11 protein-coding genes are annotated in these 15,459 nt (G+C 56.7%); 10 read left to right on the top strand and 1 reads right to left on the bottom strand.

The window, feature by feature from the left end:
* Positions 1–108, top strand: coding sequence for a zinc ribbon domain-containing protein (locus BLO51_RS21020; protein ID WP_425415823.1), 108 nt, complete (start codon positions 1–3; stop codon positions 106–108).
* Positions 109–287: 179 nt separating this feature from the next.
* Here BLO51_RS21020 and BLO51_RS21015 read toward each other — a convergent pair whose 3' ends face one another.
* The gene (locus BLO51_RS21015; RefSeq protein ID WP_090674965.1) at positions 288–1,145 is read right to left on the bottom strand and encodes a formate/nitrite transporter family protein; all 858 of its coding nucleotides are present in this window, start codon (positions 1,143–1,145) and stop codon (positions 288–290) included.
* Positions 1,146–1,599: 454 nt separating this feature from the next.
* Here BLO51_RS21015 and BLO51_RS21010 point away from each other — a divergent pair, with 454 nt between their 5' ends.
* From BLO51_RS21010 to BLO51_RS20975, 9 genes are all read left to right on the top strand, one after another.
* Entirely contained in the window at positions 1,600–8,418 is a 6,819-nt protein-coding gene (locus tag BLO51_RS21010) for a non-ribosomal peptide synthetase (RefSeq protein WP_090674963.1), read from the top strand.
* A gap of 84 nt (positions 8,419–8,502) precedes the next feature.
* Positions 8,503–8,958 (top strand): DinB family protein, encoded by a 456-nt coding sequence (locus tag BLO51_RS21005; RefSeq protein ID WP_090674962.1) that lies wholly within the window; start codon positions 8,503–8,505, stop codon positions 8,956–8,958.
* Between the two features lie 56 nt (positions 8,959–9,014).
* Complete coding sequence (locus tag BLO51_RS29360; RefSeq protein WP_167670274.1) at positions 9,015–9,188, top strand: hypothetical protein; 174 nt, start codon at positions 9,015–9,017, stop codon at positions 9,186–9,188.
* Positions 9,189–9,508: 320 nt separating this feature from the next.
* A complete protein-coding gene (locus BLO51_RS21000; RefSeq protein ID WP_090674960.1) occupies positions 9,509–9,862 on the top strand; it encodes a DUF3870 domain-containing protein in 354 nt (117 codons plus the stop codon).
* 133 nt (positions 9,863–9,995) lie between these two features.
* Positions 9,996–10,820: a M55 family metallopeptidase gene (locus tag BLO51_RS20995; protein ID WP_090674958.1), complete on the top strand. Its 825-nt coding sequence runs from the start codon at positions 9,996–9,998 to the stop codon at positions 10,818–10,820.
* Between the two features lie 15 nt (positions 10,821–10,835).
* Complete coding sequence (locus tag BLO51_RS20990) at positions 10,836–11,768, top strand: ABC transporter permease (protein WP_090674957.1); 933 nt, start codon at positions 10,836–10,838, stop codon at positions 11,766–11,768.
* 28 nt (positions 11,769–11,796) lie between these two features.
* On the top strand, positions 11,797–12,714 hold the full coding sequence (locus tag BLO51_RS20985; RefSeq protein ID WP_090674955.1) for an ABC transporter permease: 918 nt from the start codon (positions 11,797–11,799) through the stop codon (positions 12,712–12,714).
* A gap of 4 nt (positions 12,715–12,718) precedes the next feature.
* Positions 12,719–13,774: an ABC transporter ATP-binding protein gene (locus tag BLO51_RS20980; protein ID WP_167670273.1), complete on the top strand. Its 1,056-nt coding sequence runs from the start codon at positions 12,719–12,721 to the stop codon at positions 13,772–13,774.
* Between the two features lie 36 nt (positions 13,775–13,810).
* Positions 13,811–15,433, top strand: a complete 1,623-nt coding sequence (locus BLO51_RS20975; RefSeq protein ID WP_090674954.1) for a peptide ABC transporter substrate-binding protein — start codon at positions 13,811–13,813, stop codon at positions 15,431–15,433.
* Positions 15,434–15,459: the final 26 nt, after the last annotated feature.

The raw sequence follows: 15,459 nt of genomic DNA, 5'->3' as shown, positions 1-15,459 counted from the left end.
TTGCGAGCGTGGACCTGTTCAGGATGCGGCACGTACCATGACCGTGACCACAATGCCAGCATGAACATCTTGCAAGAAGGACTGCGTTTGTTGGCAAAGACCAACTGAACTGCGGGAACCGCAGGGATCGCTTGCTCAAGAAGAGAAGGATACTTCTCTGTTCGCAAGAATCCCCCACCTCAGCGCCTTTAGCGCAGGTGGTGGGAGTGTTCAAAGCTCTGGTTAGCGATATTTTGAGTCGAACGTTCGATTTGTATCTTAAGCTTGTGTGAAGCTGCTCGCTTCCTTCAGGCTTTGCCTTCCGTCACCGCTCGTTCGCTTGTCGGTTGTGGCTTCGGCTGCGGAAGAGCCGAATCTCGGTTGAGCTCTGCCTTGTCTTTGGTTCTCAGATATGCTATCCAATAAGCGGTGGCGACGAAGACGCTGCCTCCGACGGCATTGCCGAGAAAGACGGGGACAAAGTTGCCCAAATAATCCCACCAGGTATAGTGCCCTGCGAAGATCGCGGCAGGGATCAGGAACATGTTCGCGACGACGTGCTGGAAGCCGATGACGACGAAGGTCATTGTCGGGAACCAGATGCCGAGCATTTTGCCTGTGACATCGTCTGCGCCGTAAGCGAGCCAGACGGCCAAGGCGACAAGCCAGTTGCAGCCGATCCCGGAGATAAAGGCTTGCAGGAAGCTCTCGTCAAGCTTGGTCCCCGCCACCTTGACCAGCTTGGACAAGTACGGCTCCGCTTCCGTCAATCCGACGACGTGACCGAACAGGTAGGCGACAAACAGCGCCCCGGCAAAGTTGGATAGCGTAATCAGCAGCCAATTGACGGCGAGCTGCTTCGTCGTTATTTTGCCCTGGAGCCGTGCGAGCGGCACCGCCATCATGTTTCCGGTTAACAGCTCGCCCCCGGCAATAATCGTGAGGACCAGGCCGATCGGGAACATCGCCGCGCCCAGCACGGAGCCAAGCCCGCTCCAAGCCGCAGGAACGCTCGCTGCTACTCTCAGATATAGAAGGAAGCCTAGAGCGATAAAAGCTCCTGCCAAAAAGCCCAGCGTACAAGCTTGCAGCGGACGCATATTCGCTTTCTTCTCGCCCATCGCTGCGGTAATATGCGCAATTTCTTCCGGTTTGCGATACGACATGTCGTGACACGACCTTTCCATTTAATTTGTGAAAATATTCACAATATAAGATGTGCTAACGCCCGGTTGCTGCTATCGTCTCATTCTATCGCAAAAAAAGGGGACTGAAAGTGGCATTTATCACATTCGCGTAGGATGAGTTACGCAGAAAACTCGGTTCCGTAAATAACGGCTGAGACCTTAAAAAGTATTTTGGAAATTCGATGTAACATGGTAAAATATAACTATGTACGCAATATTATTAACAAATCGACATGAATCGATAGATATACGAATTGAATAAAGGGGCTCCGTCATTTCATTGCAGGAGGGAGCCATGGAGGGGACGTATACATCAACGCACGGGCTTGACGGTTGCAGGGAACGCCTTCGTTATGAACAGCAACTCGTTTCGGATTTGGAACGGGTTGCTTTTTTTCTTCATGACCAATTTACTTCGGGAGGGAGAAAGAGGATGTCACAGAAAGTGGATGAGGGGACGATCAGCATTGTTGACCGCTGGATCATGGAGATGCAGGACGCGGAGGTGGCTACCGTTCTTCGCTTGGACCGTGGTCCGGCGGGCGACCCGGATGAGTATCGGACATTTAGTCGTACGTTCGAAAATGCATCGTCCGATCGCTTTCGTCAGCTTTGCGGCATGCGCAGGGTTCAAGTAAGCACCGTGCTTTATACGGCATGGGCCGTGTTGTTGCAGCGCTATTTGCGTACCGAGGAGGTACGGTTTGCGGCGGTCGCGCCCGAGGAAGACCGGATCGTGCTTGTCCGAATCGCAAGCGAGGCTTCGCTGCCGTTCGAATCGCTGGTCGCCCGGGCGGAGGAAACGCTGGTCCAAGGGAAAGCTTACGCGCTTACACACAGCGAGCTTCGCGACTTGAGCAGGTCCGGCTTACTGCCGCTTCCTTTCAATACAGCCGCAGCCGTGGAAGCTCCCGGTGCTGTCCGGGCGTGGCCCGTTATTCCGGGGTGCGACCTCGCGATCCGGTTCGTGCTTTCGGACGTGCTCGAAGTCCGTGCGGAGTACAAGCCGGACGTGTTTCAGTCAACGACGATCCGCAGGCTGCTGGGGCATGTGGAAAATATCGTCCTGACCTGGATCGAATCTCCCCATATGCCTGTCGGCCGCATCGCTTTGCTGAGCCAAGACGAGAGAGAGCAACTGCTCGTTGGGTTCAATCAAACGGATACGCCTTTTTCCTCGGATGCGACCATTCACCGGCTGTTTGCGGAGCAAGCGCGGGGCACGCCGGATCGCCCCGCGATCGTCGATGGGACCGACTGCTTGACTTACCGGCAGCTCGACGAACAATCGAACCGGATGGCCAGAATGTTGATCGAATGCGGAGTACAAGCAAATGCTCTTGTCGCCGTCATGACGCGCCCCACGCTGTCGATGTTCGCCGGTATTTTGGCGGTGCTGAAAGCGGGCGCGGCGTATGTGCCGATCGATCCGAATTATCCCCCGGACCGCATACGCTACATTTTAGAGGATAGCGGAGCGAAGCTGCTGCTCACGGAGGGACAATCGGCGCTTCCGTTTGCCTTTGAGGGGCAAGTCGTCGATCTCGCGGACCGGCGGATGCATGACGGGGATGCGTCCCCTTTGCCGGAGCTTGCGGAACCGTCCGGTTTGGCTTATGTCATCTATACGTCCGGCTCCACCGGTCAGCCGAAGGGCACGCTGATCGAGCATCGGTCGCTTGTCCATTTTTGCGAATGGCATTGCTCGTATTTTGGGGTCACGATGGAGGACCGCAGCAGCAAATATTGTAGTGTCGGGTTCGACGCCTCGATGGTGGAAATTTTCCCTTATCTTATTTCCGGGGCGGCGGTTTATGTCATTCCGGAGTACATCCGGCTTGATGCTGCGGAGCTTAACGGGTACTTCAACCGGCACGGCATTACGATTAGCTTATTACCGACTCAGCTCGGCGAGCAGTTCATGAAGCTTCCGAATCGCTCGCTTCGCGTGCTCGTGGCGGGCGGGGAGAAACTGAAGACATTCCATCCGCAGAGCTACCTTATTTACAACGCATACGGTCCTACCGAAAATACGATCTTCACCACGACGCATCTTGTCAAGGCGCACTCGGATAACATTCCGATTGGGAAGCCGCTGAACAATGTTCGGCTATATATTTTGGATGCCTGCGGCGAGCCGCAGCCGGTAGGGGTTCCCGGGGAATTGTGCATTTCCGGCATCGGTCTGGCCCGGGGCTACTTGAACCGGCCGGAGCTGACAGAGGAGAAATTCGTCGCCCATCCATTCTGCGAGGGGGAGCGGCTATACCGGACGGGGGACTTGGCCCGATGGCTGCCGGACGGATCCGTCGAATATGTGGGACGCCTCGATCATCAGGTGAAAATTCGCGGTTTCCGGGTCGAAACAGGCGAAATCGAGCAGCGTCTCCGGCTGCATGACCGGGTGCTCGATTGCATCGTAATCGCGCGCGAAGACGATGCTGGCCGTGCATACCTGTGCGCATACGTCGTATCCGAAGAGCCTCCCACTCACAGTGAGCTGTCGGCGTTTCTGACGGAGCAGCTGCCGGACTACATGGTTCCGTCCTGGTTCGTCATGCTTCCGAGGCTGCCTGTCAATGCGAACGGCAAGGTGGACCGGCGCGCGGCGCTACCCGAACCTGAGAGAGAGGCGGAGTCGGCTTCTTACGCGCCTCCGGCCAGCGAGGCGGAACAGGGACTGGCGGAGCTGTGGAAGGAGCTGCTCGGCTTGCGGACGGTCGGCGTTCATGACGGCTTCTTTGACGCCGGGGGTCATTCGCTGCATGTCGCCGTTCTGCGCGGACAGATCGAACGGCGCTTCGGGGTCCGGCTGTCGATCGCGGAGTTGTTCGAGCATGCGACCATCCGTAAGCAAGCGGAGCGGATCGGTCAAGCGGGCAAACCGGCCGGAGGTGGTCAGGCGATTGAAAAGGCGCCCGAGCGGGAGCATTACCCCCTTCATCCGGCGCAAAAGCGCCTCTTCTTCATCGGGCAGATGGAGCAGGTGGGGACGGCCTATAACACTCCGCTGCTGCTCAAGATCGAAGGGAGCGTCGACCGGCGGCGGATGGAGCGGACTTTTGAGCAAATGATCGAGCGGCACGAATCGCTCCGTACGGCTTTTGCATGGGTGGACGGGGAGCTTGCGCAGACCATCTGGCCCCGTGTGGCGTTTCAAATGCAATTTCATGCGGCGGCGGAAGAAGAAGCGGAGCGGCTGATGTCCGCGTTCGTCGTCCCGTTCAATCTCGGGAAGTCGCCGTTATTCCGGGCCGGACTCATTAGCTGCTCCGAGGAGCTTCATTATCTGATGCTGGATTTCCACCATATTATTGTGGACGGCGTCTCGATGCACGTGTTTTTCGAGGAGTGGAGCCGGTTGTACCGGGGGGATGTACTGCCTCACCCGACGATCCACTTCAAAGATTATGCTTTCTGGCTGAACGGCCGCAAATCGGAGGAGGAGAAGGAGCAGCGCGAGTATTGGATGGCGGCCTTGTCCGGGGAGCTCCCGATCCTGCAACTGCCGACCGACATGGAAAGACCGGGCCTCCAAAGCTTCAAAGGCGATACTTACCCGCTTCGGCTGGATACCGATTTGACCGAGCGCTTGAAGCAGTTCGCTCTTCAGACGGACACCACCTTGTACATGATCCTGCTAGCTGCTTACAAGGTGCTGCTCTCCCGGTATTCCGGTCAGGAAGACATCATCGTTGGCGTTCCAGTCGCCAGCCGCCCGCAAGCCGAACTGCAGCCGCTGATCGGCATGTTCGTCAATACGCTGCCGATCCGAAGCTTTCCAGAGCGGACCAAGACGTTCGCCGAATATTTGCAGGAGCTGAAGTCGATTCTGCTTACCGCCTTCGAGCATCAGGACTACGATCTGGAACGGATGATGCAATCGCTGCGCATTCCCCGAGTGCCGGAACGCAGCCCGCTGTTTGATACGATATTCGTCATGCAAAATACGGGCCGCACGACGACGCCGTCGATCGACGGGAGCCGGATCACCGTTCAGCGGTACGTAGACCCGATCTCCAAATACGATCTGATACTTGATGCGGAGGAAATGGAAGAGACGCTCCGGATCGATTTCCAATACTGCACCGATCTGTTCGTGCGGGATACGGCCGAGCGGATGGCGAACCAGTATGTGCGGATATTGGAGGATGCGTTGGCTTCGGAGGAAAAGCGGCTGTCCGAGCTGCGATTGCTTTCGGAAGCAGAACTCAAGGAGCAGGTGGAGGGGCGGAATCAAACTGAATCCGAGTACGACCGCGACTTGACGATTCACGGATGGTTTGAGGAGCAAGTGCGGCAGACGCCGGACCGGCCGGCTGTCGTATTCGGGGACGAAGCGCTCACTTACCGGCAGTTGAACGACCGGGCGAACCGGCTGGCGGCCGCCTTGATTCGCCACGGCGTGCAGCCGGAGCAGCTCGTCGGACTGATGACCGAGCGGTCTCCGGACATGATTGTCGGTCTGCTTGGCATTTTGAAGGCGGGAGGGGTCTACCTTCCGATCGATCCGGATTATCCCGCCGACCGTATAAAATATATGCTTGACAACAGCCGCACCCGTGTCTTACTGACACAGACGCATTTGGCCGACCAAGTCGAATTTGACGGGATGAAGCTGTGTCTGGATACGGATGCCGTCAATGAGGTGGCGGCGGAAAACCCTCCGCCCCGCAGCCGTCCAAGCGATTTGCTGTATGTGATTTATACGTCGGGAACGACCGGAAAGCCGAAGGGCGTCATGATCGAGCACCGCAATATGGTCAATCTGCTTCACCATCAGTTTCGGCACACGAGCGTCGATTACAGCGGCAGCGTGCTGCAATTTACGACGCTCAGCTTCGATGTCAGCTCGCAGGAAATATGGTCCGCCCTGCTGGCGGGGGGCGCCTTGCATCTCGTGACGAATGAAACCCGGCGGAGCCCGGATAAGCTGCTGCGGCTTATCGAAGAACGGCAGATTCAGGTCCTGTTCCTACCCGTCTCGTACTTGAAGCTCATCCTGAACGAGAGCGCGTATGCCGACAAGCTTCCGGCGTCGGTGCGCCACATCATAACGGCTGGAGAGCTGCTGGCCGTCCCGGACAAATTCAAGGCGCATCTGCGGCGGCATCAGGTGTTCCTGCACAATCATTACGGCCCGTCGGAGACCCATGTCGCGACGGCCCATACGATCGACCCGGGCGGCCCGATCCCGGAGCTTCCGCCCATCGGAAGGCCGATTGCGAACACGCGCATCTACCTGTTGAACGACCGCTTGCAGGTTCAGCCGCCCGGCGTGCCGGGAGAGCTGTACATCGCCGGGGAGGGCGTAGGCAGGGGCTATTTCAACGACGAGCGCTTGACGGAGGAGAAATTCGTGCCCGACCCGTTCGCCGGGGAGGGACGCATGTACAAGACGGGCGACCTCGCGCGCTGGACGCCGGAGGGCACGCTGGAATTTTTGGGCCGCTTGGACCATCAGGTGAAAATCCGCGGGTTTCGGATCGAGCTCGGAGAGATTGAGAATGCGCTGCTGAACCATCCTTCGATCCGGGAAGCGGTCGTGGTCGCCCGGGAGGACGGTAGCGGCGGCAAGGAGTTGTGCGCTTACTTCGCCGGGACGGAAGAGCTCCCGGTTAAGGCCGTCAAGGAGCACTTGTCCAAGGCGCTGCCGGAGTATATGCTGCCCTCGTATTTCGTCCCGTTAAAGAACATGCCGCTCACGCCCAACGGCAAAATCGACCGCAGGGCGCTGCCCGAGCCCGATCCGGGCGAGCGTACCGTAGCGGGGCGCGACCGCGTCGCTCCGCGCACGGACATTGAGAGAAAGATCGCAGTCGTATGGGAGCAGCTTCTGAACGTTCCGGACATAGGCGTTCACGACAATTTCTTCGAGCTCGGCGGACATTCGCTGAAGGCGGCTGCGATGACCGCAAGGCTGCAGCAGGACTTGGATATCGGGGTCAACGACGTCTTCGAGCACCAGACGATTGCGTCTTTGTCCGCCAAGGTAAAGCCGAAGGCCAACTATTTGACCGCCAAGCTGGAGCAGGTGAAGACAGCCCGCCGTGACGACGCGATGGAGCGATTCGATGAAGAGACCGCCGCATACCGGGCGAGAAATGAACGGTACGCTCGGCTCGACCTGACGCAGGATAGCGGGTACAGCGATATTTTGCTGACGGGAGCCACCGGGTATTTGGGCATCCATTTGCTGCGGGAGCTGTTAGCCGGAACCGCGGCCACGGTTCACGTTCTGGTGCGTGCGGCGACGGAGGCGGAAGCGCGGGAACGATTGCTTGCGAAGCTGGCCTTTTATTTCGCAGGCGATGCCATGGAAGCGCAATTCGACCGCCGAATTCGGATTTACCGGGGGGATTTGTCGCAGGATAGCTTGGGGCTGGATGAGGAAACGTATCTGGAGCTCGCGCGCACCGTCGACTGCATTGTGCATTCGGCGGCGACCGTGAAGCATTACGGCAGCTACTCGCACTTCGAAACCCACAATATCGCTTCGACCGAGCGACTGCTGGCGTTTGCCGGCATGCACCGGGCCAAAGACGTGCACCATATTTCCACCCTGGGCGTCGCGACCGGACATATTCCGGGACAGTCTGCGGCTTATTTTACCGAATACGATTTGGACCGGGGGCAGCAGTACGAGAACTATTACGTCAAATCCAAATTCGAAGCGGAGAAGCGGGTCGTGCAGGCGCGGGCTCAAGGGCTCCGCACAAGCATTTACCGGATAGGGAACCTTGTCTTTCAATCGGATACGGGCAAGTTCCAGCAAAACATCGAGGAAAACGCCTTTTACGCGACGCTCAAATCGTTTGTCCGCCTCGGCATGGTGCCCCGGCTGGAGGCCGATATCGATTTTTCCTGCGTCGATCGGGTCAGCCAAGCGATCGTTCACCTCATGAAGCCTGCTGCGCTGCGGGACGAAATATTTCATTTGTACAACCCGCACTACGATAGTATGCACCGCGTACTGGGGAACGGCCGCTCGGGAGAAAGAATGGCAGCGGGGACGCTAGACGAGTTCATTGATTATATGAAGAACAGGTACGAAGAAGGCTTTTGCCGGGAGGAGATCGAGAGCTTGATGCTTCATTACGGCTGGCTGGAGCAGCAGGAGCAGACCCGGTTTACGCTGGCTTCGGAGAAAACGATCCTGCTGCTGAAGAAGCTCGGGTTCGAATGGCGGGCGATCAGCGATAAGCAGATGGACGATATGCTGCGATATTGCCGGGAAGTCGGATTTATTTAAACTGGAAAAAAGGTGAGCTTGGACGAACGAAGAAATAGTTATGTAGAAACGCTATTATTCATTTGAGATGAGGGAGGAAATACGATGGAGAGAGCAGCGGAACGTTTAAAGTATTGGCTGCGTACGGTTCCGGAGCAGTTCGGCCGGTTGTCCGAAGCCGAAGTATCCGAGAGGCCCATGCCGGGCAAATGGTCTCCAAAAGAAGCGCTAGGACACTTATGTGATTCGGCCGTCAATAATCTTCACAGATTTATTAAAATTCAATACGAAAAGCAGCCGTATGTCCTCATCCCTTACGATCAGGACCAATGGGTGGCATTGCAGGATTACCAGAACACTCCAGCGGAAGAAATCCTGAATTTATGGTCCGGATTAAATAACCGGATCTTGAAGGTCATTGAAAAAATACCGGCCGAAAAGCTGTCATCCCCATGTGTCACTGGCAATCAGGAAACGAAAAGCTTGCAATGGCTCATTGACGATTATGTTGAACATATGGAATACCATCTGAATCGTCAAATTTTGAAGAACAACGTTTAATTAGCCGCTAATTTTGGCATCAATATAAAATACGCTTAGCTGCTGGAGGTTCTGGAATGAAGCTGTATGTCATTCTCTCGTTCAATGAAGACGGGATGGAAAATGTGTATGTGGGCGAGGACGAGGAGAAAGCTCTCTCGTTCAAGCCGTCCGATTTTGAGCATTGCGACGCCTTGTTCGTTGAGGTGTGGGAAGACGGGGAGAAGATCGACGATTACCGTCTGGAGTAACGTGTGAAGCCGATAGCCGGTCATCCTTGCGGGATGGTCGGCTTTTCTTCCGTACCCTATCCTCGTCGTATCATCGACAAATCATGATAAAATTGTGAAATAAAGCTATTCAGACGCAGTGGAGTTTATTATAATAGAATTGGTTATGGGAATTTTCACGAAAGTTTAACAATTGTTCCAATCCGTTCCTTCGATGAGCTGCAAGATCAAATACGTAAGCGCATACAAAACAGTGCGTCCGAAGGCGGCAGGTCGCGGGAAGCTTCTCTTCCCACATCCCTGTTCGTCCGGTCCAAGGACGCCGATGAAGGGAGACGAGTATGGATTACGATAAAGACACGGTTTACGTGGTCGGCGATGCGCAGACATCGCTCAATAATCCGATTACTCAGCAGTACAGCGCATTTTTCATCGGACTTGTCGTGGATACGACCAACCACAAAATCGTGGATGCGGGCTGCTCGTCCACCATTCCGCTAACCTCACAATTTGTCCGCTCCTTATTCGTCGGGCAGAGCATTCTGGCGTTCGAGCCGATCGCCGACGAAATTAAGCGAAGGTACCACGGCTCGTCGCAGAAAGCGATCATCGTCGCCTTCAAGGATGCGCAAAAAAAATACCAAATGGCCTTGAACGGCCGGGATTGCGATTCCGGTGCGTCAGGGGCCGGATAACGCTGCTTTGTTTATTAGTATGGCGACATACGCGTAAATAAAATCCAGCAAACGATACGCTTGGAAGCCTTGCGGCTGCCGGTTGTCGTTTGCTGGATTTTTTTATCTACAAATCGAATTGGAGGATGGAGCGATGAAACTGTACATTTCGATCGATATGGAAGGCATTACCGGACTGGTCGATGCGACGTTTGTCGATTCCGGCAAGCACAACTACGAAAGAGGCCGGCTCATTATGACCGCGGAAGCCAATCATGTCATTGAAACGGCATTCCAAGAGGGATGCGGGGAAGTTGTAGTCAACGACAGCCACTCCAAAATGAACAACTTGCTGATCGAGAAGCTTCATCCGGAGACGCAGCTGATTTCGGGGGACGTCAAGCCGTTTTCGATGGTGCAGGGGCTTGACGCCAGCTTCGCCGGGGCCGCTTTTCTGGGCTATCATACACGGGCTGCGAGAAAGGGCGTGCTCAGCCACACGATGATTTTCGGCGTGCGGAACATGTACATCAACGATACGGCAATCGGAGAGCTCGGCTTCAATGCGTTCGTCGCGGGTCATTACGGCGTGCCGGTGCTGCTCGTGGCGGGAGACGACGAGACGGCGGAGGAAGCGGAGGCGTTGATCCCGGGGGTGACGACGGCCATCGTCAAACGGCGCATATCGCGGACAGCGGCGCTCTGCTTGACGCCGGAGAAGAGCGGGCAGCTGCTGCGCGAGAAAACGAGGGAAGCGCTTGAGGCACGCAGCCGCGTAAAGCCCTTAACGCCCCCGGAGAGTCCGGTGCTGTCGATCGAATTCGCCAATTACGGTCAGGCGGAATGGGCGCATCTGATGCCGGGAACGACGATCGAGCAGGGCTCGCCGGTCGTTTCCTTTCAAGCCAAAAACATTCTGGAGGCGTACCAAGCTATGCTGGTGATGACGGAACTGGCCATGCGAACTTCATTTTGTTAAGAAGCGGGTGATCGAGTGGCGACGTACCTATTGAAAAGATTCGTGTCCATGCTGGTGACGCTTTGGCTCATCGTCACGATTACGTTTTTCCTGATGCATACGATTCCGGGCTCGCCGTTCGACCGGGACGGCAAGGAGGCCAATCCGGCCGTTGTCCAGAACATGATGGCGTTCTACCATTTGGATAAGCCGGTGTACGTTCAGTATGGGCTTTACTTGAAGTCGCTGCTTACGCTGGATCTCGGGCCGTCGATCTCGCATTATCCGGAAAGCGTGAACGCGATGATCGAGCGCGGCTTCCCGGTCTCGTTCCAGCTTGGCATCGTGGCGCTGCTCCTTGCAATCGCATCGGGCATTGCGCTCGGAACGGCGGCCGCGCTCCGGCAAAACGGCCTGATCGACTACATCGCCATGGTGCTCGCCGTCGTCGGCATCGCGGTGCCCAATTTCGTCGTGGCTCCGCTGCTGATCAAATACATCGCGGTGGAATGGGAGCTGCTGCCGGTGGCGACGTGGGGGACATGGAAGCATGTCGTGCTGCCTGCGGTCGCGCTGTCCACCGGACCGATTGCGATCATTGCAAGACTGACGCGGGCCAATATGGTCGAAGTGTTGACGCAGGACTACATCGAGACGGCAAGAGCCAAAGGGCTTTCTCCGGCGACGATTGTGTTCAAGCACGCCCTGCGCAATGCGGTGCTGCCGGTGGTTACGTTAGTCGGCGCATTGCTTGCGAACGTGCTGACGGGCAGCTTTGTCATCGAGAAAATTTTTGCGATTCCGGGTATGGGGAAATATTTTGTGGACGGGATCAACAACCGGGATTATGCGGTCATCATGGGAACGACGGTGTTCTACAGCACCCTGCTCATCTTCATGATGTTCCTGGTCGATATCGCGTACAGCCTGATCGATCCCCGCATCAAGCTGCATAGAAAGGATGCATAGAAAGGATGCATAGAAAGGAGGGGTGAGGATGTCGGTTCCCGATCACTTGTTTGTGCCGATGCAAAAACGCGTCGGCCCCATGGAAGCGATCGTCCGGCCGCAGCTGACGTTCTGGCAGCAGGCGCGCATCCGGCTGTTCAAGAACAAGCTGGCTCTGCTCGGACTTATTTTCATCGTCGCGCTTGCGGCGCTTTCGATCGTCGGGCCTTGGCTGACGGACCAGAGCTACTCCAAGCAAAACCTGCTGAACGGCAATCAGGCTCCGTCGGCCGAGCATTGGTTCGGCACCGACGAGCTCGGCCGGGATGTGTTCGCACGCATCCTGTTCGGCTCCCGCATATCGCTGACCGTTGGCGTCGTCGCCGCACTCATCGATTTTCTCATCGGCGTCGTTTACGGGGGCATTGCGGGTTATTTTGGCGGGCGGGTCGATAACATCATGATGCGGATCGTCGATATCCTGTACGGTCTTCCGTACCTGCTGATCGTAATCCTGCTGATGGTCGTCATGGGCCCGGGCTTGTTCACCATCATCATCGCGCTAACGGCGACCGGCTGGATCGGTATGGCCCGGATCGTACGAGGGCAGGTGCTTCAGCTGGCGTCGTCCGAGTACGTGCTGGCTTCGCGGACGCTCGGAGCGAGTCCTTGGAGCGTGATCCGCAGACATCTGCTGCCTAACGCTTTCGGCGTCATTATCGTGCAGGTGACGTTCTCCGTCCCGTCGGCGATCTTCGCGGAAGCGTTCCTCAGCTTCCTCGGTCTTGGCATCCAGCCTCCGCTGGCCAGTTGGGGCACGATGGCGAACGATGCGCTGCCGACGATTTTATCCGGTTATTGGTGGCGACTGTTCTTTCCGGCGTTCTTCATCTCGCTGACGATGCTGGCGTTCAACCTGCTCGGCGACGGGCTGCAAAACACATTTAATCCGAAGCAGAGGAGGTAGCTCCATGAATGGACCCGATTCATTGTCTTCCTCGGACGTACTGCTCGAAGTGAAAGACCTGCATGTCTCCTTCGCCACGTACGGCGGCGAGGTGCAGGCGGTCCGCGGCGTGAGCTTGACGCTTCGCCGCGGCGAGACGCTCGCCATCGTGGGCGAATCCGGCTGCGGCAAAAGCGTTACCGCCCGCAGCTTAATGCGGCTGCTGCCCCCGCATACCTCGCAGATCAAGCAGGGCAGCATCCGGTTTCAAGGACGGGAGCTGACCGGGCTGACGGAAAAGCAGATGCGGGAGATCAGGGGCTCGGCCATCACGATGATTTTCCAGGATGCAATGACCGCGCTCAATCCGACGATCACCATCGGCGAGCAGATTATGGAGGGCATCATCCGCCATCAGAAGCTGTCGCGGTCCGAAGCCCGCAAGCAGGCGATAGAGATGCTGGAGTTGGTCGGCATTTCCAATCCGGAAAGCCGGCTCAAGCAGCATCTGCACCAGTTCAGCGGCGGCATGAGGCAGCGCATCATGATCGCGATCGCAGCCGTCGGCAAGCCGTCGGTGCTCATTGCCGACGAACCGACCACGGCGCTCGATGTGACGATTCAGGCGCAGATTCTCGATCTGTTCAAGCTGCTGCAGCGCAAAACCGGCGTATCCATCATCATGATCACCCACGACCTGGGCGTGGTGGCGAATATCGCGGACCGCGTGAACGTCATGTACGCCGGCAAGGTGGTCGAGTCGGGCACGGTGGACGAGGTGTTCCAGCATCCGCAGCATCCTTATACGAAAGGGCTGCTCGCTTCCATGCCGCGTCTGGATAGCGACCGGAATACCCCGCTGCAATCGATACCGGGGACTCCGCCGGATCTGTTCGCGCCGCCCAAAGGCTGCGCATTCGCAGCCCGGTGTCCTTACGCCATGGAAGTGTGCGCCGACTTCCAGCCGGAAACGTCCTGCTTGCCCGGCGGGCACGGCGTTGCCTGTTGGCTTCAGGACACGCGCGCCAAGCAGAGTGACTCGCCGAGCACGAATACTTTTACCCGATCGGCGATAGGTTAGCGAATCCTATCATACAATGTAAAGGAGAGACGTTGCATGAAGAAAAGAACGGCTTTACTCCTCGGCTGTATCCTGTTGTCCGGCACGGCGCTGGCAGGGTGCAGCGGCAAAGAAGGGGCAGGCACCGGCTCGGCCCGGAACGAACAGCAGGCCAAAATCCTGCTGTACAACAATCTGAGGGAGCCTACGTCGCTGGACCCGCCGGTCGGGTTCGACCAAGTGTCGTACGACATCCTGAACAACGCCATGGAAGGCTTGACGCGCCTTGGCAAAAGCCAAACCCCTGAGCCCGCGATGGCCAAGGAATGGAAGATGAGTCCCGACGGCAAGCAGTATACGTTTACGCTGAGGGACGGCATCAAGTGGTCCAACGGGGACGCGGTGAAGGCGTCCGATTTCGAATTCGCTTGGAAGCGGATGCTCGATCCGAAGAAGCCTTCGCCGGCCGCGCCTCTGGCTTACGTCATCGAAGGAGCCGAAGCGTACAATTCGGATAAAGGCCCGGCCGACGGCGTCAAAATTAAAGCGACGGACGACAAGACGCTGGAGGTCGTGTTGACCAAGCCGGCCCCGTGGCTGCTCGGGATGGTGTCCAACCCGGCATTTTTCCCGGTGCATAAGGCAACCGTGGAGAAAAACGACAAATGGGCAAGCGAAGCCGCGACGATCGTAAGCAACGGTCCGTTCAAGATCACCGAATGGAAGCACGATTCCGAGCTGAAGATGGTCAAAAACGACCAGTACTGGGATGCGGCGAGCGTCAAGCTGGACGGCGTTACGTTCAAAATGGTCAACGACACGAATACGGAGTATCAGCTGTATCAGAGCGGAGGGCTGCATATTGACGGCATCATTCCGGCCGATTTGAGCCAGAAGCTGTTCGCGGAAGGCAAGGTCAAGGTGGAGGATTCGGCGGGAACGTATTTTTACCGGTTCAACACCAAGATGCCGCCGTTCGATAACGTCAATATCCGCAAAGCGTTCCAGATGGCTGTGGATAGCCAGAAAATCGTCGACCTCGTCGTCAAGCAGAAGCAAAAGGTGGCTGACGGGTTCGTCTCGTACGGTCTCAAAGATCCAGCAGGGGATGACTTCCGCAAAGTCGGCGGAAAGCTGGTGAAATTCGACGCCGCAGAAGCGAAAAAGCTGCTGGAGAAAGGAATGGCCGAGGCGGGCTACAAAACGCTCCCGCAGGTGACGCTGACCTACAATACGAACGACCTGCACCAGAAAATTGCCGAGGCGACTCAAGCAATGTTCAAAGAAAGCTTGGGCGTCGACGTGAAAATCGAGAGCAAGGAAGGCAAGGTGCTGACGGCCGAGCAGAAAAAGCTGCAATTGCAATTTTCCCGTTCGTCTTGGTTACCGGATTTTGCCGATCCGATCAATTTCCTCGACATCTTCCAGACCGGCAATCCGAACAACCGGACCGGCTGGAGCAATGCGCAGTACGATAAGCTGATTCAGGACGCCTACAAGGAGCCGGACAATGCCAAGCGGTTCAAATTGCTGCACGAAGCGGAGAAAATATTGCTCGATGAAGCGCCGATCATGCCGATCTATTTTTATAACTCCGCTTATATGCAAAGCGACAAGCTGGAAGGAGTCGTCCGGCACGCCTACGGCTACATCGACTTCAAATGGGCCGATTTGAAATAGACGGTTCCTTGCGAATTCCGAAGGGA

Origin of the sequence: Paenibacillus tianmuensis (assembly GCF_900100345.1) — a bacterium.
GTDB lineage: Bacteria > Bacillota > Bacilli > Paenibacillales > NBRC-103111 > Paenibacillus_G > Paenibacillus_G tianmuensis.
This window is presented reverse-complemented; position numbering and strand designations above follow the sequence as displayed.

Excerpts from the sequence above, each read along its gene's own strand:
- BLO51_RS20995 (WP_090674958.1), top strand. The coding sequence starts at position 9,996 with ATGAAACTGTACATTTCGATCGATATGGAAGGCATTACCGGACTGGTC.
- BLO51_RS21005 (WP_090674962.1), top strand. The coding sequence starts at position 8,503 with ATGGAGAGAGCAGCGGAACGTTTAAAGTATTGGCTGCGTACGGTTCCG.
- BLO51_RS20975 (WP_090674954.1), top strand. The coding sequence starts at position 13,811 with ATGAAGAAAAGAACGGCTTTACTCCTCGGCTGTATCCTGTTGTCCGGC.
- BLO51_RS20980 (WP_167670273.1), top strand. The coding sequence starts at position 12,719 with ATGAATGGACCCGATTCATTGTCTTCCTCGGACGTACTGCTCGAAGTG.
- BLO51_RS21000 (WP_090674960.1), top strand. The coding sequence starts at position 9,509 with ATGGATTACGATAAAGACACGGTTTACGTGGTCGGCGATGCGCAGACA.
- BLO51_RS20985 (WP_090674955.1), top strand. The coding sequence starts at position 11,797 with ATGTCGGTTCCCGATCACTTGTTTGTGCCGATGCAAAAACGCGTCGGC.
- BLO51_RS29360 (WP_167670274.1), top strand. The coding sequence starts at position 9,015 with ATGAAGCTGTATGTCATTCTCTCGTTCAATGAAGACGGGATGGAAAAT.
- BLO51_RS21010 (WP_090674963.1), top strand. The coding sequence starts at position 1,600 with ATGTCACAGAAAGTGGATGAGGGGACGATCAGCATTGTTGACCGCTGG.
- BLO51_RS21015 (WP_090674965.1), bottom strand. The coding sequence starts at position 1,145 with ATGTCGTATCGCAAACCGGAAGAAATTGCGCATATTACCGCAGCGATG.